Annotated in this window: 24 protein-coding genes and 2 riboswitches; of the genes, 5 read left to right on the top strand and 19 right to left on the bottom strand. The window is 24.4% G+C overall.

The genetic code is table 11. The annotated features are described in order from the left end of the window. Positions 1–104: 104 nt before the first annotated feature. Complete coding sequence (locus AC07E4_RS07590; protein WP_478216054.1) at positions 105–944, bottom strand: MerR family transcriptional regulator; 840 nt, start codon at positions 942–944, stop codon at positions 105–107. Between the two features lie 92 nt (positions 945–1,036). On the opposite strand from AC07E4_RS07590, the gene AC07E4_RS07585 reads away from it, so the two are divergent. Next, positions 1,037–2,362, top strand: coding sequence for an MATE family efflux transporter (locus AC07E4_RS07585; RefSeq protein ID WP_040327356.1), 1,326 nt, complete (start codon positions 1,037–1,039; stop codon positions 2,360–2,362). Between the two features lie 135 nt (positions 2,363–2,497). Further along, a complete protein-coding gene (locus tag AC07E4_RS07580) occupies positions 2,498–3,154 on the top strand; it encodes a class I SAM-dependent DNA methyltransferase (RefSeq protein WP_430828810.1) in 657 nt (218 codons plus the stop codon). 63 nt (positions 3,155–3,217) lie between these two features. Here AC07E4_RS07580 and AC07E4_RS07575 read toward each other — a convergent pair whose 3' ends face one another. From AC07E4_RS07575 to AC07E4_RS07560, 4 genes are all read right to left on the bottom strand, one after another. Further along, on the bottom strand, positions 3,218–5,737 hold the full coding sequence (locus tag AC07E4_RS07575; protein ID WP_478216053.1) for a cation-translocating P-type ATPase: 2,520 nt from the start codon (positions 5,735–5,737) through the stop codon (positions 3,218–3,220). Positions 5,738–5,863: 126 nt separating this feature from the next. Further along, positions 5,864–5,953, bottom strand: a riboswitch (NiCo riboswitch). 111 nt (positions 5,954–6,064) lie between these two features. After that, entirely contained in the window at positions 6,065–6,895 is an 831-nt protein-coding gene (locus AC07E4_RS07570; protein ID WP_478216052.1) for a hypothetical protein, read from the bottom strand. Positions 6,896–7,520: 625 nt separating this feature from the next. Next, complete coding sequence (locus tag AC07E4_RS07565) at positions 7,521–7,844, bottom strand: DUF5661 family protein (RefSeq protein WP_040327352.1); 324 nt, start codon at positions 7,842–7,844, stop codon at positions 7,521–7,523. Positions 7,845–7,916: 72 nt separating this feature from the next. After that, positions 7,917–8,150 carry a hypothetical protein gene (locus tag AC07E4_RS07560; RefSeq protein WP_040327351.1) on the bottom strand — a complete coding sequence of 78 codons (234 nt, stop codon included), beginning with the start codon at positions 8,148–8,150 and terminating at the stop codon, positions 7,917–7,919. A gap of 136 nt (positions 8,151–8,286) precedes the next feature. Here AC07E4_RS07560 and AC07E4_RS07555 point away from each other — a divergent pair, with 136 nt between their 5' ends. Further along, complete coding sequence (locus tag AC07E4_RS07555) at positions 8,287–8,676, top strand: GNAT family N-acetyltransferase (RefSeq protein WP_040327350.1); 390 nt, start codon at positions 8,287–8,289, stop codon at positions 8,674–8,676. A gap of 43 nt (positions 8,677–8,719) precedes the next feature. Here AC07E4_RS07555 and AC07E4_RS07550 read toward each other — a convergent pair whose 3' ends face one another. The 3 genes from AC07E4_RS07550 to AC07E4_RS07540 form a co-directional block, all read right to left on the bottom strand. Further along, positions 8,720–9,325, bottom strand: a complete 606-nt coding sequence (locus AC07E4_RS07550) for a superoxide dismutase (RefSeq protein ID WP_040327349.1) — start codon at positions 9,323–9,325, stop codon at positions 8,720–8,722. 201 nt (positions 9,326–9,526) lie between these two features. Beyond that, positions 9,527–10,132: a superoxide dismutase gene (locus tag AC07E4_RS07545; protein WP_040327348.1), complete on the bottom strand. Its 606-nt coding sequence runs from the start codon at positions 10,130–10,132 to the stop codon at positions 9,527–9,529. Between the two features lie 63 nt (positions 10,133–10,195). Continuing rightward, positions 10,196–10,555, bottom strand: a complete 360-nt coding sequence (locus AC07E4_RS07540; RefSeq protein ID WP_040327347.1) for a winged helix-turn-helix transcriptional regulator — start codon at positions 10,553–10,555, stop codon at positions 10,196–10,198. A gap of 231 nt (positions 10,556–10,786) precedes the next feature. On the opposite strand from AC07E4_RS07540, the gene AC07E4_RS07535 reads away from it, so the two are divergent. After that, complete coding sequence (locus AC07E4_RS07535; protein ID WP_478216051.1) at positions 10,787–11,188, top strand: pyridoxamine 5'-phosphate oxidase family protein; 402 nt, start codon at positions 10,787–10,789, stop codon at positions 11,186–11,188. A gap of 46 nt (positions 11,189–11,234) precedes the next feature. Here the strand turns inward: AC07E4_RS07535 and AC07E4_RS07530 are convergent, their stop codons facing one another. The 3 genes from AC07E4_RS07530 to AC07E4_RS07520 form a co-directional block, all read right to left on the bottom strand. Then, entirely contained in the window at positions 11,235–11,975 is a 741-nt protein-coding gene (locus AC07E4_RS07530; RefSeq protein ID WP_040327345.1) for a TraX family protein, read from the bottom strand. A 76-nt stretch (positions 11,976–12,051) separates the two neighbouring features. After that, positions 12,052–12,654 (bottom strand): hypothetical protein, encoded by a 603-nt coding sequence (locus AC07E4_RS07525; RefSeq protein WP_040327344.1) that lies wholly within the window; start codon positions 12,652–12,654, stop codon positions 12,052–12,054. Positions 12,655–12,695: 41 nt separating this feature from the next. Continuing rightward, on the bottom strand, positions 12,696–13,730 hold the full coding sequence (locus AC07E4_RS07520) for a polysaccharide deacetylase family protein (protein WP_478216050.1): 1,035 nt from the start codon (positions 13,728–13,730) through the stop codon (positions 12,696–12,698). A gap of 211 nt (positions 13,731–13,941) precedes the next feature. On the opposite strand from AC07E4_RS07520, the gene AC07E4_RS07515 reads away from it, so the two are divergent. Next, positions 13,942–14,811, top strand: coding sequence for a DMT family transporter (locus tag AC07E4_RS07515; RefSeq protein WP_040327343.1), 870 nt, complete (start codon positions 13,942–13,944; stop codon positions 14,809–14,811). A gap of 230 nt (positions 14,812–15,041) precedes the next feature. Here AC07E4_RS07515 and AC07E4_RS07510 read toward each other — a convergent pair whose 3' ends face one another. From AC07E4_RS07510 to AC07E4_RS07475, 8 genes are all read right to left on the bottom strand, one after another. Further along, positions 15,042–16,466, bottom strand: coding sequence for an erythromycin esterase family protein (locus AC07E4_RS07510; RefSeq protein ID WP_040327342.1), 1,425 nt, complete (start codon positions 16,464–16,466; stop codon positions 15,042–15,044). Between the two features lie 327 nt (positions 16,467–16,793). Beyond that, positions 16,794–18,227: a sensor histidine kinase gene (locus AC07E4_RS07505; RefSeq protein WP_478216049.1), complete on the bottom strand. Its 1,434-nt coding sequence runs from the start codon at positions 18,225–18,227 to the stop codon at positions 16,794–16,796. Further along, the gene (locus AC07E4_RS07500; protein ID WP_478216048.1) at positions 18,227–18,928 is read right to left on the bottom strand and encodes a response regulator transcription factor; all 702 of its coding nucleotides are present in this window, start codon (positions 18,926–18,928) and stop codon (positions 18,227–18,229) included. The genes AC07E4_RS07505 and AC07E4_RS07500 overlap by 1 nt, the downstream gene beginning before the upstream one ends. 206 nt (positions 18,929–19,134) lie before the next feature. Next, a complete protein-coding gene (locus AC07E4_RS07495) occupies positions 19,135–19,548 on the bottom strand; it encodes a hypothetical protein (RefSeq protein WP_040327339.1) in 414 nt (137 codons plus the stop codon). A gap of 152 nt (positions 19,549–19,700) precedes the next feature. Next, positions 19,701–20,690, bottom strand: coding sequence for an adenosine deaminase (gene add, locus AC07E4_RS07490; RefSeq protein WP_478216047.1), 990 nt, complete (start codon positions 20,688–20,690; stop codon positions 19,701–19,703). 124 nt (positions 20,691–20,814) lie between these two features. After that, positions 20,815–20,914: riboswitch (purine riboswitch) on the bottom strand. Positions 20,915–21,034: 120 nt separating this feature from the next. Next, on the bottom strand, positions 21,035–22,540 hold the full coding sequence (locus AC07E4_RS07485) for a DUF1846 domain-containing protein (protein ID WP_478216046.1): 1,506 nt from the start codon (positions 22,538–22,540) through the stop codon (positions 21,035–21,037). A gap of 238 nt (positions 22,541–22,778) precedes the next feature. After that, the gene (locus AC07E4_RS07480; protein ID WP_040327336.1) at positions 22,779–23,522 is read right to left on the bottom strand and encodes a hypothetical protein; all 744 of its coding nucleotides are present in this window, start codon (positions 23,520–23,522) and stop codon (positions 22,779–22,781) included. Positions 23,523–23,792: 270 nt separating this feature from the next. After that, positions 23,793–24,806, bottom strand: coding sequence for a methyl-accepting chemotaxis protein (locus AC07E4_RS07475; RefSeq protein WP_478216045.1), 1,014 nt, complete (start codon positions 24,804–24,806; stop codon positions 23,793–23,795). Positions 24,807–25,004: the final 198 nt, after the last annotated feature.

Genomic DNA, 25,004 nt, shown 5'->3' with positions numbered 1-25,004 from the left:
TTAATTAAATTGAGCTATTCGTATTTTTTACATATATTTATTATATTATGTAATATATAGTACAATACTTTATTTAAAATCAGAAGTATTTATTTTTAATTTCATTATTTCAAATTCTTTTCTACTTTAATTGAAACTTTGATAACATATTTATTTTTGTTTCTTATTGAAATTTCATCAATTAATCCTTCTTCATAAGAGTATCCGCATATTTTAAGATTATTCTTATCTATATAATTAAGCATCTTTTCATATAATATTGGGATTTTGTCATAATATCCTTTTAAATATCCAACAACATAAAGACCTTCATCTTTTTTTACTATATTTTTACACATATCTGTCTTATTTGTCTTTGTGAAATAATAGCTATACTCATAAAAAAATTTATTTTTTAGATTCTCTTTATTTAGCATTACTCCTATAGAATACCCAGTATTTAGTTGATTTTTCATACAATATTTAAAATGTTCTATAAATGTTTTTAAATCATATTCAACCTCTATATCATCATAACTATTAATATGATCACTTAATATAAGATACTCCTCCTTTTGCTCTTCCAGAAAAATTTCATCAGTATATTTAATCCCTTCTTTTACTGATTGAATTTTAGTTTCTAATAATTTTTTTATTCTTTCTAAATTTTGTATTTCCTTTTCAACTTCATATTTCTCTTTTGTAAATAATTCTATAAGTATTTCTGGACTTCTATTATTTATAAAATTTTTAATATCTTTTAAAGACATACCTATTTCTTTCAATTCAGAAATTATATTAAAAACTTCTAATTGATAATGTGAGTAATATCTGTACCCATTATCATCTGTTTTTTCAGGCTTAAATAAATCTATACTGTCATAATGAAAAAGAGTCTTTTTATTTACACCACATAAATTAGCAAATTCTCCAGTTGTAAAATATTTAGTTGTTTTTTTATCCATTTTTTCATCTCCCTATTGACTATCCCTTAACGGGATACTTTATTATAAAAAACATGAGAAAATTTATCAAGATGTAAAAGGTGGTTTTTAAATTGGACAATTCACTTGGAAAAAAAGTTACTTTTCTATCACTTATAAAACACACATTTCCTACAATTATTATGATGGTGTTTTTTTCACTTTATACTATTATAGATGGTGTGTTTGTTTCTAGATTTGTAGGTTCAAATGCATTATCTTCAATAAATATAGTTTTTCCTGTAGTAAATATAATTTTAGGTATTAGTATAATGCTTGCTACTGGCGGAAATGCAATAGTTGCAAAACTTATGGGTGAAGGAAAAGATAAAGATGCTAAAGAAGGCTTTACATTAATTATAATAACAGCTTTAGCTATTGGAATTTTTATAACTATAATTTCTTTAATTTTTATAAAACCTATTATTTATGCATTAGGTGCAACAGAAGTTTTATATAAATATTGCTACTCATACTTATTTATTATGATGATATTTTCACCCATAATTATTCTAAAATGTCTTTTTGATTATTTTTTAATAAGTGCTGGAGCCCCTAAATTAGGACTACTTTGTACAATTTTAGGTGGAATTACTAATATAATACTTGACTATATTTTTATAGTTAAATTTAATATGGGTATTGCTGGTGCTAGTTTAGCTACATGTATAGGTTATGCATTTCCTGCTATTATTGGACTTATATATTTTTTAAACAAAAAAAACATATTACATTTTACCAAAACAAAATTTAATTTAAGATTAATTTTAAAGAGTTGTGGTAATGGTTCTTCTGAAATGGTAACTCAAATTTCTTCTGCTGTTACTACATATTTATATAACATTGTAATGATTAAATTTTTAGGTGAAACTGGTGTTGCAGCAATAACAATTGTTTTATATTCTCAACTTCTATTAATATCTGCTCATATTGGTTTTACATCTGGTGTATCTCCTAGAATAAGTTATAATTATGGAAATGATAATAAAATTGAATTAAAAAAATTAGTTAAATATAGCTATATTTTCATATTAATTTTTTCTATTGTTTCTTTTATATTTTCTAGAGCATTTTCTACTAGCTTAGTAGGTATATTTACAAGCAAATCTAGTGAAGTTTATAACATTACTTTAAATGGATTTAATATATTTGCCTATAGCTTCCTAATTTGTGGAATAAATATATTTGCATCTGGAATGTTTACAGCATTTTCCAACGGCAAAATTTCTGCCATAATTTCATTATTAAGAACGTTTATATTCTTCATTTTAGGAATTATTATTTTACCATTTTTTATGGGTGTAGATGGAGTATGGCTTGTAGTTCCATTTGCTGAAATATTAACATTAATGTTTTCATTATATTATACATATAAATTTAAAAATACATATGGTTATTAAATAATAATTTAACAACATATTATTGTAAAGTAATTGTAAACTATACAACAATATGTTGTTTTATTTTTTATGAGTTTTATAATGAAAATAAATTCAATTTTTTATTTATATATACGGTTTAGGGGGCGAGTAATAATGAAACGGCAGGATTGGTTAAATGAAAAAAGAATTATGGCTGAAAAAAGATATGATTCTATATTTTCTATTGATTATGATAAAAATTGGGGTAACATAGAAAAAATTCATGAAGAAACTTTAGAAAAATTTCTAAAACTAATTATACCAAATGGTAAAATTTTAGATGCTGCTTGTGGAACAGGCAAATATTATCCAATTATTAGTTCTAAAAGCTTTAACGTTTTAGGAATTGATCAATCTCAAAAAATGCTTAAAAATGCTAATTGTAAATTTCCATTAATGAAAACTAAAAAACTAGGTTTACAAGAAATCAGTTTTAATAATGAATTTGATGGAATTATATGTATTGATGCTTTAGAGAATGTATTTCCTGAACATCTTTTATCTGTTTTTCAAAACTTTTATAAAGCATTAAAACCTAATGGATATTTTTATTTTACAATAGAAACATTAAATGATGATGAAATAAATATTGCCTTTGAAAAAGGTATTGAAATGGGTCTTCCTATAGTTAAAGGTGAATATGTTTTAGAAGGTGGATATCATTATTATCCTAGTATTGATGAAATAAAAACTTTGCTTATAAGTGCAAAGTTTAATATATTCTCAGAAAATATATCTGAAGGATATCACCATTTCATAGTGTCAAAATAGAAAACAGGAGTTGTCATTAAACTTTTTATAATTTTTTAATATGACAACTCCTATTTAGTTTTTCTATGCTACTTTATTTTTATTAAAAACTTTTACTATTTCATACCATAATACTGCAATCATTGAAGTTATAATAACAATTCCTATTTGTCTAAAACTCAAAGGTGCTAAACTTAAAATACTTGCTAAAGGTGAGTATAGTATTACGACTAAACCTAAAACTGTTCCTATTACTGTAATCCACATTACTGGATCTTTTTTTAAACTTATAACCGATTTAAACATAAGCATATCATTAGAACTATTAACTTGAACAAGTAATATATTAGAAATCATTATTATAGCAAGTCCCATAGAACGAGCTATATTTGCTTCTGTTGGAAAGTTCTTTAAATGTATATAATATACACCAAAAGATGCAAAGAATAGTACCAATCCTTGAATTAAGCTTTTAATTAAAACTTTTGAAGTTAAAATATTTTCATTTGGATTTCTAGGTTTTCTCATCATTATATCTTTTTCTGCTGGTTGTCTTTCTAAAACAATAGAACATGTTGGATCTATTATTAATTCTAAAAGAACTACATGAACGGGTAATAATAATGATGCAATAGCTTTTATTCCAATAAGTGGAGCCATTAAAGACGATAACGCTATAGGTATGTGTATTACAAATATATATCCAATTGCTTTTCTTATATTATCATAAATCCTTCTACCATCTTCAATGGTATGAACTATAGTAGAAAAATTATCGTCTAGTAAAATTAAATCAGCTGCTTCTTTGGAAACTTCAGAACCTTTCTTGCCCATAGCAATACCTATATCTGCATATTTAAGTGCTGGTGCATCATTAACACCATCTCCAGTCATAGCAACAATTTCACCATTTCCTTTGAATGCTTTTACTATTCTCATTTTATGCTCTGGTACAACTCTTGAAAAAATACTTACAGTTTTAACTTTATTTTTAAGCTCTTCATCATTCATCTTATTAATTTCATCACCTGTAATTATTTCATTGCTATGTGGAATACCTATTTGTTTTGCAATAGAACTTGCAGTAATTCCATTATCACCAGTAATCATAACAATCCTTATACCAGCATCTATACATCTTTTTATATCATCTTTAATTGAATCTCTTGGAGGATCTTGAAGTCCTACTAATCCTAAAAAATTCAATTTACATTCTTCAAGTTCTTTAGGAACATTATCACTATCTACTATAGCAGTTGCTACAGCTATAACTCTTAATCCTTTTAATGACATATCATATATATTTTTTTCTATTTCGCTTTTTTCTTTATCTTCTATATTACAAATTTCTAAAATTTTTTCTGGTGAACCTTTAGCTGCAATAATATATTCTCTATTTTTTGCCCAAACATGTCCCATCATTTTTCTTTCGTTTGTAAATGAGTATTCATATACTAATTCACCACTAAAGAGACTTTCCTTTTTTATATTATTATCTTCACAATATTTAAGCATAGCTTTTTCCATTGCATCATATGGTTCAGTTTCACATGCCATACCCATAGTAGTAATTAAATTTTCTATATTATTATCAAATGACCAAACATCAGTTACTGTCATTTTATTTTTTGTTATAGTTCCTGTTTTGTCTACACAAAGTATTGAAACTGTTCCTAAGGTTTCAACTGATGGCAATCTTCGTACTAATGATTTCTTCTTTGCAAGTCTCCATGCTCCCATGGATAAAAACACTGTTAAAATAACAGGAAATTCTTCAGGTATCATTGCCATTGCAAGTGTTACACCTGATAATATGCTTTCAATAATTCGTTCTTTAAAATTATGATCATATAGATTAATATAGGTTATTACACAAACTAATATAAAAAGCACTACTGCTATTTTTGCACAAATTTTTACTAGCTTTCTTGTTTGTTTTTGCATTGGTGTTGGTAAATTAGGTGCTTCTGATACATCAACTCCTATTTTTCCATATTCAGTTTGAAATCCTATATTTTCTACAAGAATTATTCCACTACCTTGTATTGCTAAAGTTCCTGCATAACAATAGTCCTTTTTCCAATAATCCTTATTTTTGCTATCATCTACAACTTTCCAGACACCTTCTGATTCACCTGTTAAAGAGGATTCATCAACACATAAATCATTAGCTTTTATTACTTTCCCATCTGCTGGGATTTTAATACCTTCCTCTATAATTATTAAGTCACCTGGAACCAAATCAGCACTATTTATAACGTATTGCTTATAGTCTCTAATAACTTTTATTTGTGGTGCTGATAAATCTTTCAATGCTTTTAACGTCTTATCTGTCTTCCATTCTTGAATGACATCGATACTTATAACTCCAATTACAAATATTAACATTATGATGCCATCTCTTGGCTCTCCAAGTAAAAAGTATATAATTGCTGCAATAATTAAAAGTAAAAACATAGGTTCTTTTAGAACCTCCAAAACTTTAAGTAAAAAACTACTTTTCTTCTCTGGAACCAATTGATTTTTACCATACTTCTGTTGTAATTTTTTAACTTCTTCTTCTGTTAGACCTTTTAACTCATTTAAATTTGTTTGTTCTGTCATAAAAGTTACCTCCATTTTTAATTCTTAAAAATTTAAGAATATTTTAGATAGCTCTATGGCATTGCATTAAAGATCTTATTTCAGTTATTGCTCTAAAAGTACGCAAAAAATACCTGTAGAACAATAAACTGTCCCACAGGTATTTAAGTCCTGTTGCCAATTAAGGCCCGGCTCCATAAATTAAAGTCATTCATCGGCCTGATCAGTTTGTACTGTAGATTTATATGCAGTGCAAAGAGATTTTATATTATTATATGACTTTTTCTTTATAAACTCCACTAATATTTTCATTCTTTTTTCGACATAAATAATAATTATATTCCAACTTTACCTTTTATTAAATTGTCTTAATGTTGAATATTCTACTACAGAATCACCAATAATTACTTTATACTTAACTAATCCTAATCCCTTTGAATAGTAACATACCTTAACGCTTTCAGAATCATTATTTTTTGTTTTTTCCCATGTTTTAACGTATGGTCCATTTAAAATTAGTCCATCTAAATTTAGATTTTCACCAACTTCAACTATTTCTTTATTTCCCCATCTATTACCAACAGCTATTGGAGTACTTAAAAGTGCTACCTTTTGACTTACATCATTTTTACTTAAATAATCAAAATTTTTTATTTCATCTTCAGTCAAGTCACTAGAATAATACACTTCACATAACTTGTTGTCTTGTATAGAATATACTGTTACAAAAGGTCCCTTACCATTTGTCCCAATAGTTTCAAAAGATTTTCCATTTCCCTTTATATAATTTAAGTTGGGTGACAAATCGCTACCTAAATATGATACTTCGTAACTTCCATTAGGAACAAACATTGAAACACCTAAATCCTCTTTTTCACTAACCTTATTGTCTACACTTTTAGATGTATTATCTTCTTTTAACACTGGTACCTTATTAACTTTTGCATCATTACTATTATCTTTAGGTTTTTCTATATTTTTTTCATTAGGTTCTTTATCTTTCTCTATAATCACTTCACTCTTTTTCTCTTTTATCTTAGCATTACTCTCATGTTTTACAGTCTGAGAATTTTTATTGTCTTTGCTTTCTATAGAAGATTCCTTCTCTTTATTAGTTGTACATCCTACCATTATTATTGTCGTTACAATTAATCCTAACCATATTAATTTTCCTTTCATTTATTTCCTCCTATAAAATTTCAAATTGAAATTACTGTATTTCTAGAGTTCCAAGTTCAAATCTTAAATAACATCTTTATCAAGTGATACTATTATTACAGTTTACTCCTGTTTTTGTAGTTGGAACCAAGTAAGAAGTAAGAGTGAATAATGAGCAGTTATGGTTGATATTACTCATTTCATTCCCAACATTCAAAATTCAATGTATATTTTTTATAAATCAAGGAAGTAAGTCGCATTAATAATGTCATTTTATTAACTAGAATTTAATTACATAGTTCTGAATTTAGCCGTTTAGTCTTGGAAATAAAATGGCAAATCAATTAGAGTTTCTTTGAAATTTTTATGAATAATATTTAAAATAATTACTGTTTCTTTGAATCAAATTATCCTCAGTTAATATTTGAATAATTTGATTTTTTAGTTTGGAAACATATAGCTTTAAACATACTAATATTTTCTGTACTTAGCTTATATATTACTTTCATTATATGAAAATTTAAATATTAAAATACAAATTATTCAAATTTGTATCTTTTATGTTACTTTTAATAAGACTAAAATTTTATTCTAATTATAATTAAAAGGAGCCTTTATAAAAGACTCCCTTTAATAAATTTATGTTTTATTTCTTATTTTTAGATTTCCAATATGCATTTGCTTCATTTTCAAGTTTCTTTAATCTTGTATAATAATCTGGAAATTCCATTAAATGAGCTAATGCTATTTTCCCAGTTAATATAGGATCATTTTGTGTAACATTTGTATTTGGAAACTTACTTCCATGTTCAAGTTCCACATTAACGCCTATAGTAAATTCATCTAAATCAAATAACTCTTTTGAAAAATCAATGCCTAATAATTTTGCTATTTCTTTAGCCTCCTCTTTACTAAATGAAACTTTATTATTTTCACCTCTAAAATTCATTATTATCCATGTATCTTTCATTTATACACCAACTAAATATTATTTCACAAAATTATTATATGATTTACTTCATAATATTGATTATACTTATCTCTATTTTATTATTATATTATATCCAAAATCCTTTTTCCCAAAGTATGCTTCTGCACATACAAAACTATTTTCATATACACTACATATATTTTTTATTACATTTTCAACACTTATACTACGATTAGCAATCTCTGTCTCATTAATTTTAAATTCAATATTTGCTTTAAGTTTATCTCCTTTCTTATTCTCATCTACTAACTCATATACACTAATATATATTTCTATTTCTTTCATATAAATTATTTCTCCTTAGTTAATATTTTTATAAATTATATCATTTTCTAATATTTAGGTGAATTATTATTTATAATTTTTTATTATAAGGAAATTATATATTTATAATAACTGATTTTTGAAAGGAGATTTTTATATGAATTTAAAATATACTAAAGAGCTTTCTAACAAAAAAGACTTATATGAATTATATAATACTCTAGAATTTAGTAGCTTATCAAATTTAAATGAATTTCAATTGTTAAGAGCAATAAATAATAGTTACTATGTACTTTATGCTTATAATGATGATAAACTAATTGCTATGGGAAGAATAATTTCTGATGGTGTCACAAATGCTTATTTATGTGATATAGGTGTTCATCCTAATTATAGAAATAAGCATGTAGGTTACACTATAGCTAATAAATTGATAGATAAATGTAAAAATGATAACTTAAAGCCATATGTAAATTGCACTGAAAATCTAATACCTTTTTTTGAAAAATTAGATTTCAAAAAACATAATATTAATTTAACTATATAGATAAATAAAGCTAGAAAACACATTGTTTTCTAGCTTTATTTCTTTATTTATTATAATATTCTTCTACTTTTGACCAGTCTATTATATTCCATATATTCTCAACATAGTTTTGTCTTAAGTTCTTATATTTTAAATAATATGCATGTTCCCATACATCTATCATTAATATTGGAATTAATTTGTCACTAAATGGAGAATTTTGATTTGATACTTGCATTACTATTAATCTATTCTCTTTATCTTTAACTAAACATCCGTAGCCAGATCCAAATTGCTTTATAGCTGCTGAAGTTAATTTTTCTTTTAATTCTTCTAAACTTCCAAAGGTTTTATTGATTTCATCTAAAAACTTACCTTTTGGAGATTTAGCTGGCTTTGGAGAAAGTATTGAAAAATATAGATTATGATTAGATACTCCACCACCTTGATTTATTATATCTTGTCGTATTTCTTGTGGGATATCTTCTATATTGTAAAGAATTTCATCTAGTGTTTTGCCTTTAACAAATTCATTATACCCATCTAAAGCTTTGTTTAAATTATTTACATAAGTTTGAAGATGCTTATTATAATGTATGTTTACAGTTTCTGCATCTATGTATGGTTCTAGTTCATCATAAGAATATGGTAATTTAATTTTATCATACATACTTTTATACTCTCCTTAATTTATAATTATTTAATATTATCTTTTCTTGATTTATATATTATATTCATAAATTATATATCATAACTATAGATAAATAAACTTAATATTGAAAATTTTTTGTTTATTTTATTTGTTATTGATATTAAATTTATTTTTTATTAACAAAAGCTAGAAAACATATTATTTTCTAGCTTTATATGTTTATTTATTATAATATTCTTCTACTTTTGCCCAATCTATTATATTCCATATATTTTCAACATAGTTTTGTCTTAAGTTTTTATATTTTAAATAATATGCATGCTCCCATACATCTATCATTAATATTGGAATTAACTTCTCATTAAGAGGACAATTTTGATTAGGAGTTTTCATAATCATTAATTTTCCATGTTTATCTTTAACTAAACATCCATATCCAGATCCAAATTGCTTTATTGATGCTTCAGTTAAGTTTTTCTTTAACTTATCAAAACTTCCAAAAGCCTTATTTATTTCATTTAAAAACTTTCCAGTAGGACATTTAGTTGGATTAGGTGATAATATAGAAAAATATAAATTATGATTGTATACTCCACCACCTTGATTTATTACATCTTGTCTAATTCTTTTAGGTACCTTTTCTATATTGAAAAGTAATTCTTTTAATGTATATTTATTTACTAAGTCATCATATCCTTCTAATATTTTATTTAAATTATTTACATAAGTTTGAAGATGCTTATTATAGTGTATATTTACAGTTTCAGCATCTATATATGGTTCTAATGCATCATAAGAATAAGGTAATTGAATTTTATCATACATATAGTTTTCTCCTTAAACATATTATTACTTATAAATAATATATATTACATAAAAAAAATTATATTACAACATTTTCTTCTCTAATTGTACTTTTCCCCATTTTGTGATTTCTAAAAGTGCAGGCATTAAAGTTTCTCCTACTTCTGTTAACGAATATTCTACACGTGGTGGAATCTCGTTAAATTGAACTCTTTCTATCACACCATCTTTTACAAGTTCTTTTAGTGAGCTTGAAAGAACCATATCTGTTATTCCATAAACTGTTCTTTTAAGTTCATTATATCTAATATTTTTTTCTTCATCTATCGCAACTATAATTCTTATTTTCCATTTACCACCTATTATTCTCATAGCATATTCAAGTGGGCAAATCTTTGAAATGTCCAATCTACTTTCAATTTCCCTTTTTAAACTCTTTTCCATTATAAGCTTTCTCCTGTTAAATAGATTTATTTTATAATATTAATTTTAACACATTATATAAATAAGTTTTTAGATAACTTCAACTGTATTACTCACATTTTTGTGAGTTACTAATAAAATTCTGCATACTTGTTCTTATTTTTATAATATTTATAATGTTTATAGAGAAACAACTTAAGATTTTACAGGGTTCTAAATTTTATTTTTAAACCCTAAATAGGAGGATTTTTTATGGAAAAATTATTAAAATTTTTAAATGACAGTTCTGTTTTTTATCTTGCAACTATGGAAGGTAATCTGCCACGTGTTAGACCTTTTGGTTTTTCAATGATTTATGATAATAAATTGTATTTTTTAACTAATACTGAAAAAAATGTTTATAAGCAATTAGAGAAAAATCCATCATTTGAAATTTGTGCATTATCACCTTCAAATGAATGGATACGTATAAATGGACAAGCTAAATTTGATAATGATAACTTAGATGCAAAGAAAAAGGTATTTGAAATTGCTCCAGATTTACTAGGATTATATGAAAGCCCTGAAAATCCTAAAATGTCTTTATTTTATTTAAGCAAAGGGTCTGCTACTGTATATTCTATGAAAAATGACCCTAAGCTAATAAACTTTTAAATTTAAAATAGGAATTCAATTATTGCTTGAATTCCTATTTTTATTCTTACATGTAGAAATATATATAAATTTTAATTAATCCCAATATAATTAAGTGCAATGGATAAAATATATAAAATCCCCATTTGGTAAGGACTGTTTTCTTACCTCTTTCACCATTATAAAAATATATTATTGGCAATGATAGTAATATACCAAATTGGAAGAATTGAGTGTATATTGGCCTACCATATTGATATGCAGAAATTCCAAAAATAAACACAAATACAACACTTATAATACATAACCACAAACATTGTTTTTTAAATTTTCCTCTATTTATATAAAATGCAAGAGTCATAAATATTGCAATAAAACTCCAATCCCCTGGTATTGCTAAAATACATAATCCTAATATTGCTAAAGTTTTTAATCCTTTATTATTAATTTTATCATAAGCCCAAATTGATAATAAACTTAAAAATAATGTATATATTACCCCTGAAGGAAAAAATATACCTATTCTACCTGTTTCAAAAAATACAAATGGTATATGTGATATTAATGCAAATATGCCTAATCTAGTAGCATATTTTTTTATATTTTTAGTATGAGTATATCCCTCTGCAATAAAATAACACATAGTTGGTGCTGTTATTCTTCCAATAATATGCATTATTTGACCTAATACTGAATCAAAGGGTACAAAGGCCCACCCAATATGATCTATTAGCATTGCAACAATTGCAATAACTTTGATTGTATTTCCATTAATTCCATTTTTGTTATTTTTTAAACTTTCCGACATGATATCCCCCTTTAATAGCTTGTACAACTTTCCTTTTTAAGTGAAGATATATAAATTCTATATCCTCACTTTAACTTTATTTAAAATATACTTTAAATACTACTGCCCAATCGGCTTTAGAAACACCATCATCTATGCTCATGTTTGGTGTCATAGTCTCTTTATGTGCAGTTATAGCAAATATAGATGTTTCTTCTTCGTCCTTTTTAGTTATAGGTTCTTGTAAATTAAGACGTACAGTAGAATAATCAATAGGTGCTGAATCAATTAATGTTCTCACATTTCCTTTATTTGTTTCTATGGTTAATATATTTTTATTTATACTTTGCTTATTTTTAAGTATTAAATTATCTTGCAAACTTACACTTACATTTATTAATTTATTTTTGTCATCCTTAGTAATTACATTCCCTATAGATTCATGTGATTCTTTAATTTTACCATTTTCCCAAATTTCATATTTTACATATAAATTTTCTTTATCACCTTTATAAATAACATCTACACATCCACTTATAAGTCCTAAATGTGGCTCTATTTTTTTTAATTCTTCAGTTTTAAATAATGTGCTTGGCTTGACTACATAAGTGTTATTTGCACTTTCTCCAACTTTACATCCAACTAAAAATATGCAAATTATAGTAATAAAAATCATATAAAATTTTTTAATAATAACCACCACACCTTCTTATATAAAATTTTTAATATCTATAATTAGTATTATGGCAATAATTCAAAGTTATATCCTTGATTTTTAGCTTCTTTTATAACTTTATCAAGTATTTGTGAATTTGTTTTAGATACTGGATGAAGCAGTATTATACTTCCATTATGAAGCCCATTTAAAATTGTATTTTGAGCATATTCACATGTAGGTTGATTATCTATTTCCCAATCCTTATATGCAAAACTCCAAAAAACTGTCTTATAGCCTAATTCTTTTGTCATACTTAAAGATTTTTCAGAGTATTTTCCCATTGGTGGTCTATAATATTTTTTTATTTCTTGTCCAGTGAGATTTTTAAAGCTCTGTTCAACACTTTGAAGTTCACATTTAAATGTATTTACATAATTAGTTAAAGATGTTGTTGATAAGTGTGATTTTGAATGATTTGCTACAACATGACCTTCATTTACCATCCTTAATACTATATTGGGGTTATTTTCTATATACGATGACAATACAAAAAATGTGGCTTTAACATCATTTGATTTTAATACATCTAAAATTAAGTTAGTATAATTATTTTCATATCCTTCATCCATTGTTAAATATAGAACTTTTCTACTTGTATCACCTACATACATAGTATCATACTTACTTAATATAGAATTTAAATTTTCATCTATTTTAGGTTTCATATGTTCTGAGTTAGGTACATACCAAAAATCATATTCAGTATTATCTAATTCATTAATTTTTTCAAGTTCAGTATATAGCCTATTCTCTTTATTTTCTTTTTCTAATTTTTCATTTTGTTTTTCTAAGTTACTATTTTCAGTTTTATCGTCTGTTTTCTCATTTTTTTGAGTTTTTTTATCTAGACTTTTATCTAATTGAGTTTTTTTATTTTCTTCCTTTTTTGTATTATTTCCTTTGTCTTTTATTACTTTATTATTAGGAGTTTTTTCATTTTTTTCTTCTTTATAACTCATGTTCTTATCTATTTTGTAAGTGTATATACATGTAGAAATTACTGCTATTATTAATGTTAAAATAATAATTAGCCTTTTTTTAATAATTGATTTTTTCATAATAATCCTTCTTATAAATCAATTTAAAATAAAACTTTAATTTAAAAAGTAATATTTCTCTACTATATTAATATATGTTGTAAAATTTTACTTATTACTTAAAACTTGTTTCTATATCTATAATTATAGTAAAATTAACTTTGTTGTATATAAATAAATTTACAACTTTAAAATTATTTAACATTTAAATATATATTAAGGAGATGAAAATATGAAATCTACACCTACTATAAATAAATTTAAAGGAATTATATTTATAATACTTGCATCATTTTTATTTGCTACAATGAACTTATTTGCTAAGTTAGCATCAGGGTGCACACCTTATCAAAAAACTTTTATTTCAAATGCAGTAGCAACTATAGTGGTTTGTTTTATAATTTTTAGAAAAAAGCAATCTTTTATAGGAAAAAAGGAGAACAGAAAATATCTTTTTCTAAGAGGTGTTATGGGAACAGCTTCTATATTAACACTTTATAGTTCTATGGAATCTTTACTTTTGGCTGATGCCACAATTCTTACAAAACTTAGTCCTTTTTTCACTATAATCTTTTCTTTTATTATAATTAAAGAAAAAATTACTAAAAAACAACTAATTTCTCTAATTATAGCTTTCTTAGGTAGCTTATTTGTAATAAAACCTGAATTTAATTCATCTATGCTACCATCAATTCTAGGTGTTATATCAGCTCTAACTGCTGGTATTGCATACACTATGATAAGAGTTTTAGGTGATAAAGAAAGCTTTTTTACTGTAATTTTATCTTTTACAGGCATAGCTACTATAACTATGTTTCCATCAATATTTATTAACAATGAGCATTTAACATTTTATAATCTTTGTATTTTAATAGCTGCTGGAATTTGTTTTACATTAGGTCAAGTTTTCTTAACCTTAGCCTATAAAAATGCTCCTGCATCTGAAATATCTATGTTTGATTATATTGGACTTTTATTTGCTGCTTTTTATGGATTTATACTATTTAGTGAAGTTCCTGATTATTTATCTATAATTGGTTACATAATTATTATTGGAATATCTATAATTAACATATTATCTAATAAAAAAAATAATTTATAGAGTACTATATGGAAACAAGCTCGAATTCAAAACTATTCTTTTATCTGTAAATATATTGCTTTCAAAAGAAATGCTTATTATAAAATAATTCCGAGCTAGTCTCAATCTTAAGGGTATCCAAGTTTTGGAACTAATAATTATGAAGATGAACTTGGAACCCTATACTAAATTTAAAATAAAATAAAGCTTACTATGTTATAAAAAAATAGTAAGCTTTATTTCATAAAAGTTTATTCTTTTACTTTTTTATTCTTACTTAATTTTATTATTATAAATAAAATTAAAGCACCACATATAGGAACTGACAATATAATTAATCCAACTTTAATATCACTTAAAGTCTCAATTTTTATATTGGAATCTTTAAAAACCAGGGATTTTGCTGCATTTGTGTCTTCTATATATATGATTCCATCAAAAGAATCTCTTAAATCAAAATTATACACTCCAGAATTTTTACATAATATAGACGTTGATCCATCAATAACATATAAATTTTCCTTTTCACTAAATATTTTTCCTAACTTATTACTCTTCATAGCTTTGTTTATATCAAAATATATAATATCTTCATTTAAAGGTTTTAACTTAGCTGATAAATGACTTTTGGGACTACTTTTTATATTAAATTTAGTTGGATTATCACTTTTTTTAAAATCATTAAAGGCTAAAAATGAACCTTTATAAAAATCTATACCTATACTATAATAATCGTCTTTATAGATTTCATTTAAAATCTCACCCATAGCTTTATAATGTATTTTTTCTGTTATATGCATATTGTGACCCCAAAGCATCATCTTATCATTATTAAAGTACTTTCTTTCATATGATACTAACCACTTTACATTTTCAGCCATAAACTTATCTCTTAATTCATTCTTATTATATTCATAAACATTACTATTTTCATACTCTTTAAATTTATCTACATTATCTAAACAATGTTTTATATAATCATATTCAACTTCAGATGTTTTACTTATATACACGTCTTTGTTTTCATTAATTTTTTCTTTTATATCTCTTGATATATCTATAATTTTAGATATATCACTATCTTTATCCGTATTTTTGGGATCTATATTTATTTCAAGACCTTTACTATCTTCTACTTTTTCTAAATATTTATAAGCTACATCTATAGCTGATAAATAATTTTGCATATCAAATCCATAAAATCTTACTTTTTCATTTATAGGTTTATCACTATTATATGTTTTTAACCAATCTATAAAATCCAACATTTCTTCTGTTTTCCAAAACCAAAGTTCTGTTTTTAAAAGAGCATTTTTGCCACTTTCATTACCATTTATTATATAGTCATTTATATAAGATGCACTTGAAAAATCTATTTCCATTGCAAAAGCTTTATAATTAAGTTCTTCTATTAAAAACTTCATAAATTTATGTTTTACTTGAAAAAATTCTTTAGTATTATGAGTTGCTTCACCTATTCCTATAATCTTTTTATCATTTAATATACTTTTTAATGGCATTAAATCTTTATAACTACTATTAGGATCTACAGACTCTAATATATATGCATTTTTTTTAACTTCTCTTTCTATATCATCATTAGCTTTTACTCCATAACTAGTAATATTTAACAATATTAACAATGCAATAACTATCTTCTTTATTCCTCTTCTCATAAAAATATCCCCCTAGTTTTTAACTATATCCTTATAATACTACTATATCATTTAATTATTACTTATAGGTGAATTTTAAAGTTACAATTTGGTAACTTTAGAATAATTCAAAGTTAAAATAATATCTTTATAAAATGATACTATTAAGCTTATAGTTTATTCTGATATCATGTTGGAAAGCAAGTAAAAAGTAAGAGTGAATGGTGAATATTACTCACTTCGTTCTTAATATTTAAAATAGAAATAATTAAAAACTATTTTTTTATATTGTTTTGAACTAATTTACTCTGTAAATCTAATAAAAAATCATTCTTTAAAATTGGAAATTCAATTTTCACCTTTTATACTTTTAATATAAAACTCTATAGTTGCACCACCATAATTATTATTATATATTTTCATGTTTCCACCATGCTTTTCTACTAAGATTTTTGATATATATAACCCAAGTCCTGAGTTTCCATTTTGTGAACGACTTTTATCTCCCCTATAGAATTTAGTAAAAACACTTTTAAAATCTTCTTCTGTAAAACCAATACCATTATCATTAATTTGAAAATCTAAACAATTATCTTTATAATTAGTATTTAGTATAATCTTTCCACCAAATGGAGTATATCTAAAACTATTCATAACAATATTATCTAACACTTGAGAAAGCCTTAACTTGTCAATATTTAAACACATTTCATCACTTATATTATTCATATTCACAACTAAATCCACATTATTTTTTAAAGCTATAATTTTATATTCTTCAAATTTAAAATTTATAAAATTTTTAATAGAAATCAATTCTGAACACAACTTAAAATCAGAATTTTCAACCTTAAAAAGAGCATTTAAATCTTCAACAAGAGCTATAGATCTATTTGTTGAATTTTCAATTATTTTTAAGTATTTCAAAAGTCTATTCTCATTTTTATAACTTCCATCTTCCAATAATTCAACATGTCCTTTTATTAAAGTAAGCGGTGTTCTTAAATCATGAGACAATGCAGAAATCATATCTTTCTTTTCTTTTTCAACCTTCCAGTTTTTTTCTAATGTAATTTTCAACTCATATCTCATTGCTTCAAAAGATTTAATAAGATTTCCTAATTCATTATCATAAGGATATTTTAATTCAAAATCTAAATCATAATTTTTAATCTTATTAGATGCATTTACTAATATTTCAATTGGCTCATTTATGTTTTTACTAAATTTTTTACCAAATATATATGTGTAAAGAATAATAAAAACAAAAGGTGAAAATAATACTACAACTTTAAGAACTTCATATTGAAATTTCTTATTTTCAACTGGTTCCATTTCTAATGTATATTTAACACAGAGAACTCCATCTAAACTTTTCTTATCATTAGATATTGGTATGATTTTTGTAACAAATCCATTTTTATAATTTGTATAATTAATGTTATATAAAATTTTATCTTTATTTAAATTAAAGTGTTCTAAGTTACCATAATGCTCATTAGTATTTAAATTTATAACTCTATATGACATACCTCCACTTGGAATAATTTCTTCTATTTTCTCCTTAAAATTATTATTTAAAATAACATTACTATTGTTTCTAACAAACTCTTCTATCTTTGGAACTTGTTTTTCATAATAATTAGCAACATGAACTAAATCATTAGTATTTATTATATGCATTGAAAAAGTAATACAAATAAGTGTACTTATCATGCTAGTAATAATTATAGCTATAAAACTTATTGTAAACTGTTTCTTTAAAGTATATTTTTTTAACATTATCTAATTATCCCTTCACTTTCATTGTTCCATTTATAGCCTACACCCCAAACTGTAGATATATATTGAAATTCTATTTTCTCATTTACAAATTTGGCTCTTATCTTTTTTATATGCTCTGATACAGTAGATGCATCTCCTTCTGCATCATATCCCCAAACTTTTTCATATATCTGTTCTTTAGTAAATACTTGTCCCTTATTAAAAGCTAAAAGCTCTATTATATCAAACTCTCTTTTAGTTAATCCAATCTTATTGCCTTTATATATTATTTCCCTACCACCTAAATCTATTTTTAAATTATCAAAAATAATATAATTTTTTTCTATATTTAAATTTCTTTTATCTCGTCTTAAATGTGCAGCTACTCTTGCCTTTACCTCTTTAATATTAAAAGGTTTTTTTATATAATCATCTCCACCTAGTGCAAGACCTTTTAAAATATCTTCTTCTTCTATTTTTGCTGTTATAAATACTATAGGACAGTTAACAACATTTCTAATTTCTCTACAAAATTCAAATCCATCTTTTCCTGGCATCATAATATCCAACAAAATTATATCTGGCTTAAATTTTATTTTTTCTAAAGCTTCATCACTATTTTTAGCTGAAAATATATTGTATTCCTCATCTAAAAGTATATCTGAAAGCAAATCTATAATTTTTTCATTATCATCTACTATAAGAACGTTAGATTTCAAACTTATCACCTCATTAAATATTTCAATTAATAAATTAACCACATTTATATAATACTTTAAAAGTTTAAAGATTTCATAAAGTTTCAGTAAAATTAAATTTATATATAATCTATAAATTTAATCTTCATAAAAAAATAGTAGGCTTCATTAAACCTACCATTAGAATTTTATAATTTCCTTGGTAATATTTTCCAGGAAATGTTTTTTTATTCTGCTTGTTTTATTAATTTTTTCATTACATCTTTTAATTTTAATTCACCAATTTCTTCATTAGCTACAGCCATTATTAATTTTATATCATTATCTGAAGGATCCCATTTATATGCTCTTATGTCTAGAATTGATTCTTCTGGCATATACTCTTCTAAATCTGTAGCAATCTCTTCTGCAAGAGTTAGATATTCATCAAATAACTCATCTTCATTTAATTCACTTAAATCATAATCTTCTTTCATTATTTCATTTAATATATCTATTTTTACACTTAAAGTATATGCTAAAACATCTTCTCTTTTAGTTCCTTTACACATATCTTTAACCACTTTAAATTCTGAACTCTTCTCAATTTTTTCTTTCATTTCTTTACTATCTATTACTGTATTTCCTAATACTATATACATTCTATCTCTCCTAAATTTAATAATAATTAATATATTTTACAATAAATTATATCATAATATATTACAAATACATATAATTAAAGAATATTTTTCTTTTATCTTATAAATTCTAACGTATCATTTATAAATATAAAAGGGAGAATAAATTCTCCCTAAATAAATTGTTTTAACCACTTCTTAGTGCTATCATTTGCAAAAGTAGCTTCTATTGAATCTAGATATATTTCTCTATATTCATCTTTAGTTACTCCTAAATTATTAAATATAACATCACATTCACTTGTAAGATTTATATCTGATACAGTTCTATTATCTGTATTTATTGTAACTTTTATTCCATCTTTATAGAAATCATAAAATGGATGATTTTCATATGAATTTACAGCTTTAGTTTGAACATTACTAGTTGGACACATTTCTAGGGCAATTTTTTTATCTTTTACAATTTTATAAGCACTTTCATCATTTCTAATAAAAACCCCATGTCCTATTCTTTCTGCACCTAAAATGTTTATAGCATCTAATACATTCTTTCCAAAACCTGTTTCACCTGCATGAATTGTAACTCTATACCCATACTGTCTAGCAAGGGAAATTGGCTCTTCAAATCTTTCACAAAAGCCCTCTTCTTCCGGACCACATAAATCTATTGCAACAACACCATTATTAAGATATTTTTTTCCTTTTTCAATTACTTCAAATACAGTATTAACATCTAAATGTCTTAAACAACCTAAAATTAAATTACCTTTTATCTCATACTTATCTTCACCTTTTTTTATACCATTTAAAACACTTTCTATTACTTCTTCAATTGTTAATCCTTTTATTGTATGAAGTAATGGTGCAAATCTTATTTCTATATATTTTACATTTTCTTTAGCAGCATCCTCCATAAGTTCAAATGCTATTCTTTCTAAACTTTCCTTTGATTGCATAACTAAATTAGGTATATTAAATCTTTCTAAATATTCATTTAAAGAAGTACACTCTACTGGTGCTATAACTTTATTTTTTATATAATTAACATCAAAAGATTCTAATTTTATATTTTCTTTCTTAGCTATTTCTATTATTGTTTCTGGTCTAACACTACCATCTAAATGACAATGCAATTCTATTTTTGGAAGTTTTGTTAACATATTTTATTCCCCCTCATTACTTGTAATTTATATATTTTCTTATTTTCACAGTAATATTTTTATTAATTTTCACATATAAATATAAATTTATATACAAAAAAAATTCCTAATTCCAAAGAAGACATAATTATCCTGTCTTCTTCGTAATCAGGAATTATTGGTACCTGGTAGAGACCCCCAAACCATATTATTGGGGTTATACGAATTATTACTTTCTAGTGATTATAAACTGTTTTATATTCCATGTCAATAGTATTTTATATTACTTTTAAAATTTATTTCATTTAAATATTACATAAAATCTACAAAAAATGAAGCCACTCTTAGTAGCTTCATTTTTTATACTAATTATAATATAGGTTTTCAGAAGGATATTCAGCATCACAAGTTACATCTATACCTAGTTTTCTAAATGTTTGTTCTGCATTTTTACCTATTATAGTTGTTGAGTGTGCTTGACATCCTTTTAATTCTTTTAACTTATCAAGTGCAACTTGTGCTGTTGGATTAGTTGCTGCACATATACTAAGTGCTATAAGAATTTCCTCACAACTTAATGTAACATTTTTATTTCCTAAAGTTTTAGATTTTAAATTCATTATAGGTTCTAATATTACTGGTGATATTAGATGTATTTCATCTTGTATATTTGCAAAGTATTTTATAGCATTTAAAACAACTGCTGCTGTTGCATCCATAACACTTGAAGTTCTTCCTGTTAAAATAGTTCCATCTTCAATTTCTAATGCAACTGCTGAACAAATTTCATTTTTAGCACAATTTTCTCTTATTTTGGCAGCATGTTCTCTTGCTATAGTAACTACTTTTCTATCTTCTTCTTTTAAATTAAGTTCTTCCATTATAAGTTTCGCTCTTTGGAATGTTTCTTTATCTACATAACCTTTTTTATATTCACAACCAGTTTTAAAATATCTTCTAATGATTTCTTGTTTTGAAGCTTCTTTTACAACCTCATCATCAATTATTCCAAATCCAACTCTATTAACACCCATATCTGTTGGTGATTTATATGTTGATTCTTCTCCAGTTATTTTTTCTATAATTCTCTTTAATACTGGGAAACTTTCAATATCACGATTATAGTTTACTGCTACTTTATTATAAGCATCAAAATGGAATGAATCTATCATGTTTACATCTTTTAAATCAACTGTAGCCGCTTCATATGCTATATTTAATGGATGTTTTAGTGGAACATTCCATACAGGGAATGTTTCAAATTTTGAATATCCTGCTACTTTTCCACGTCTATATTCATGATAAAGCTGACTTAAACATGTAGCAAGTTTGCCACTTCCTGGACCTGGAGCTGTTACTACAACTATAGGTTTAGTAGTTTCTATATATGGATTTTTTCCATATCCTTCATCACTTACAATGGTATCTACATCTGTTGGATATCCTTTAGTTGCTTCATGTTTGTATACTTTTATTCCTCTACGTTCAAGTTTATTTATAAATACAGTTGTTGCTGGTTGACCATCATATCTTGTTATAACAACACTATTTACATCTAATTCATAAGATCTTAAATCATCAATTAGTCTTAATACGTCCATATCATATGTAATTCCAAAATCTCCTCTGATTTTGTTTCTTTCTATATCACCAGCATATACACATATAACTACTTCTACTTTTTCTTTTAATTTATGTAATAATTTTATTTTTGCATTTTCATCAAATCCAGGTAAAACTCTTTTTGCATGAAGATCAAATAAAAGTTTTCCTCCAAATTCTAGATATAATTTATCATAATTATTAACTCTTTCCAAAATATATTTAGATTGTTCTTCTATATATTTTTTGTGGTCAAATCCTATTTTCATCTTATCTACCTCACTAACTTGTAAAACATACTTATATATTATCACACAAAATTTTCATTTCGTAAAATACTATTATGTCATTTTTTTTAGTTTCTAGTTATAATTTATTAATTTTTTCATCATTATACAGTATTCTTCTACAAATTTTAAATAATTATTAGATCAATAATTTCCCTACATAGTATTTTAAATACCATATAGGGAAAATTAATTAAACAATACTTATATTTACATTTATTTACTTGTTACATTCAAATGTATCAACATGGATATTATATACTTTTGTAAATCTATTTTTATGCATATTTAATATGTCTTCTACTTTCATTTTATTAATGCCTTCAGTTTTTATAATTTTAAAGCATGGAACATATTCTATATGAAATAAAATTACCTCTTTTAATATAAGTAAATGAATTTGGAATATTTGCTCTGAAGATAACTTTAAATCTTCTTTCATTATATTTCTAAATAATTTCTCAATTTCTACTTTTGCTTTACTTAATATATTTTGTAAAATTTCATTAGATGAATTTTCTTTATTCATCTCTACATTGTCATAACACTTAAATACATTCATATGCATTTTTAAAGTTACTCTAAATTTATTTTCATGAAATTTCAAAAGTTGTTCTAAATTCATTCCATTTATGCTTTCAGTTTTAGCTTTTGAAAAACATTTTACATTATTTGCATGTAAATCAAATATAAATTTTAATATATCAGTATAAAAATTTACAGCCTCATCAACATTTAAAATACTTACCATAGGCTTTAACTTTTCAAATATATTTATTAACTCATTTCTGACATTACTTTTTATAATGTCAAATTCTTCATAACTTACACCAATTTGTCTGTAAAAACAATTCCATATTTCAATATTTCTATGCTTTGTTATTAATAAATCTTTTTCATTTTCTAATTTCCTTTTTGTAATATTAAATAACTCTTCATTTTTAAACTGGCTATTATAATCCATTGTAATCCAATTTGTATTCTAAAACTGTAATACAAATTAGGATTTTCACCTGCCTTTTTATAATTATTCCATATTATAATATGTATAATTTTATATAATGAACCATAATTAACTAATTTAAAATTATATAAAAATAGTTATTATTATAAAAAAGGTTGCTTTCATATGTGTACTTTTATAAACCTAAATTGTGGATTGCATATTATATATAAAATTTTCATCTAAAAAAGTTATCTTAATGTAAATTCAACTCTACATTAAGATAACTTTCTATTTTATATAAGTACTCATTTTTTCCGATACATCTACTAACTCTATTAAACAATCTTTAGCTATTAAAACTTCATTAAATAAAATTTCTATTTCTGCTTTAGTGTTTTGAGAATTAGCCAAAGTCTCTTCTGAAATAGCTGATACATTTTCAACCTTTTCATTTATTTTATTATTATCCATACTTACCTTACTTATTTTATTAGATACCTTAGACATAACTTTTTCTAACATTAATAAATCTTCTTTTAATTTTTCTAAATTGTTGTTAGTACTTTTAACTAATATATCTTCATCCTCTATAATATTAGAAACATCTTCAATAGATGTAGATATATTTAATACTTCTTCTTCTAAGTTGCCTATAATTGTACTAATCTCTTCAGATGATGACTTACTTTGCTCTGCAAGTTTTCGTATTTCTTCTGCAACTACCGAAAAACCTTTACCATACTCTCCAGCTCTTGCAGATTCTATTGCTGCATTTAGAGCTAATAAATTTGTTTTTTCTGATATAGCCTTTATAATGTTAATTATTGAAATAACCTTATTTGTTTTTTCAACTAAGTCCTCTGATATTTTCTGAACATCATTGTTTTTATTTTTAATTAATACAGATTTTTCTTCTAAGTTTCCAACTAATTTAAAAGTATTTATAAATGTATTTTTACTTTCAGTAAAGCTATTTTCCATACTTTTTGAATTAACTAAAGTTTCATCTATGTCACTTTTTATATTATTAGTTGCAATTGTTTGATCTTCAATGCTTAAAGTAGTATCTTCGCAGCCATTTAAAATTTGATCTATTGCAATATGTATTACGCCAGATGACTTTTCTATAGTTTTAAATATATTTTCTATAGTTTCAGTATTTTTGCTTAATAATTCAGTTGCATTTTCTATGTCTTTTAATATTTCATTTTGAGATTTGTTAAGTTCTAGTGTTTTTAATTTTTCTTCTTCTCCATCTTGCCTTACTTCACCAGATATTTTAGTTACTATATAAGATATCATAAGAAATAAAAATAAACTAATCTCTGTAAGTAAAACCTGAGAATATATAGAACTGTCTCCAATATGTTTAAATGTCGGATTGGCCCCATAAAAGTAGACTCTAAATGCTAATTACTAGCTTATTCTTAAAATTACTATTTTTTAGATTATAGAACTCATTTGGGGTTCTATAATCAATTGAAGAATGTATTCTTTTAA

Source organism: Clostridium amazonense (assembly GCF_056431285.1).
Note: the sequence above shows the minus strand (reverse complement) of the source record. Positions and strands in the feature narration are given on the sequence as shown.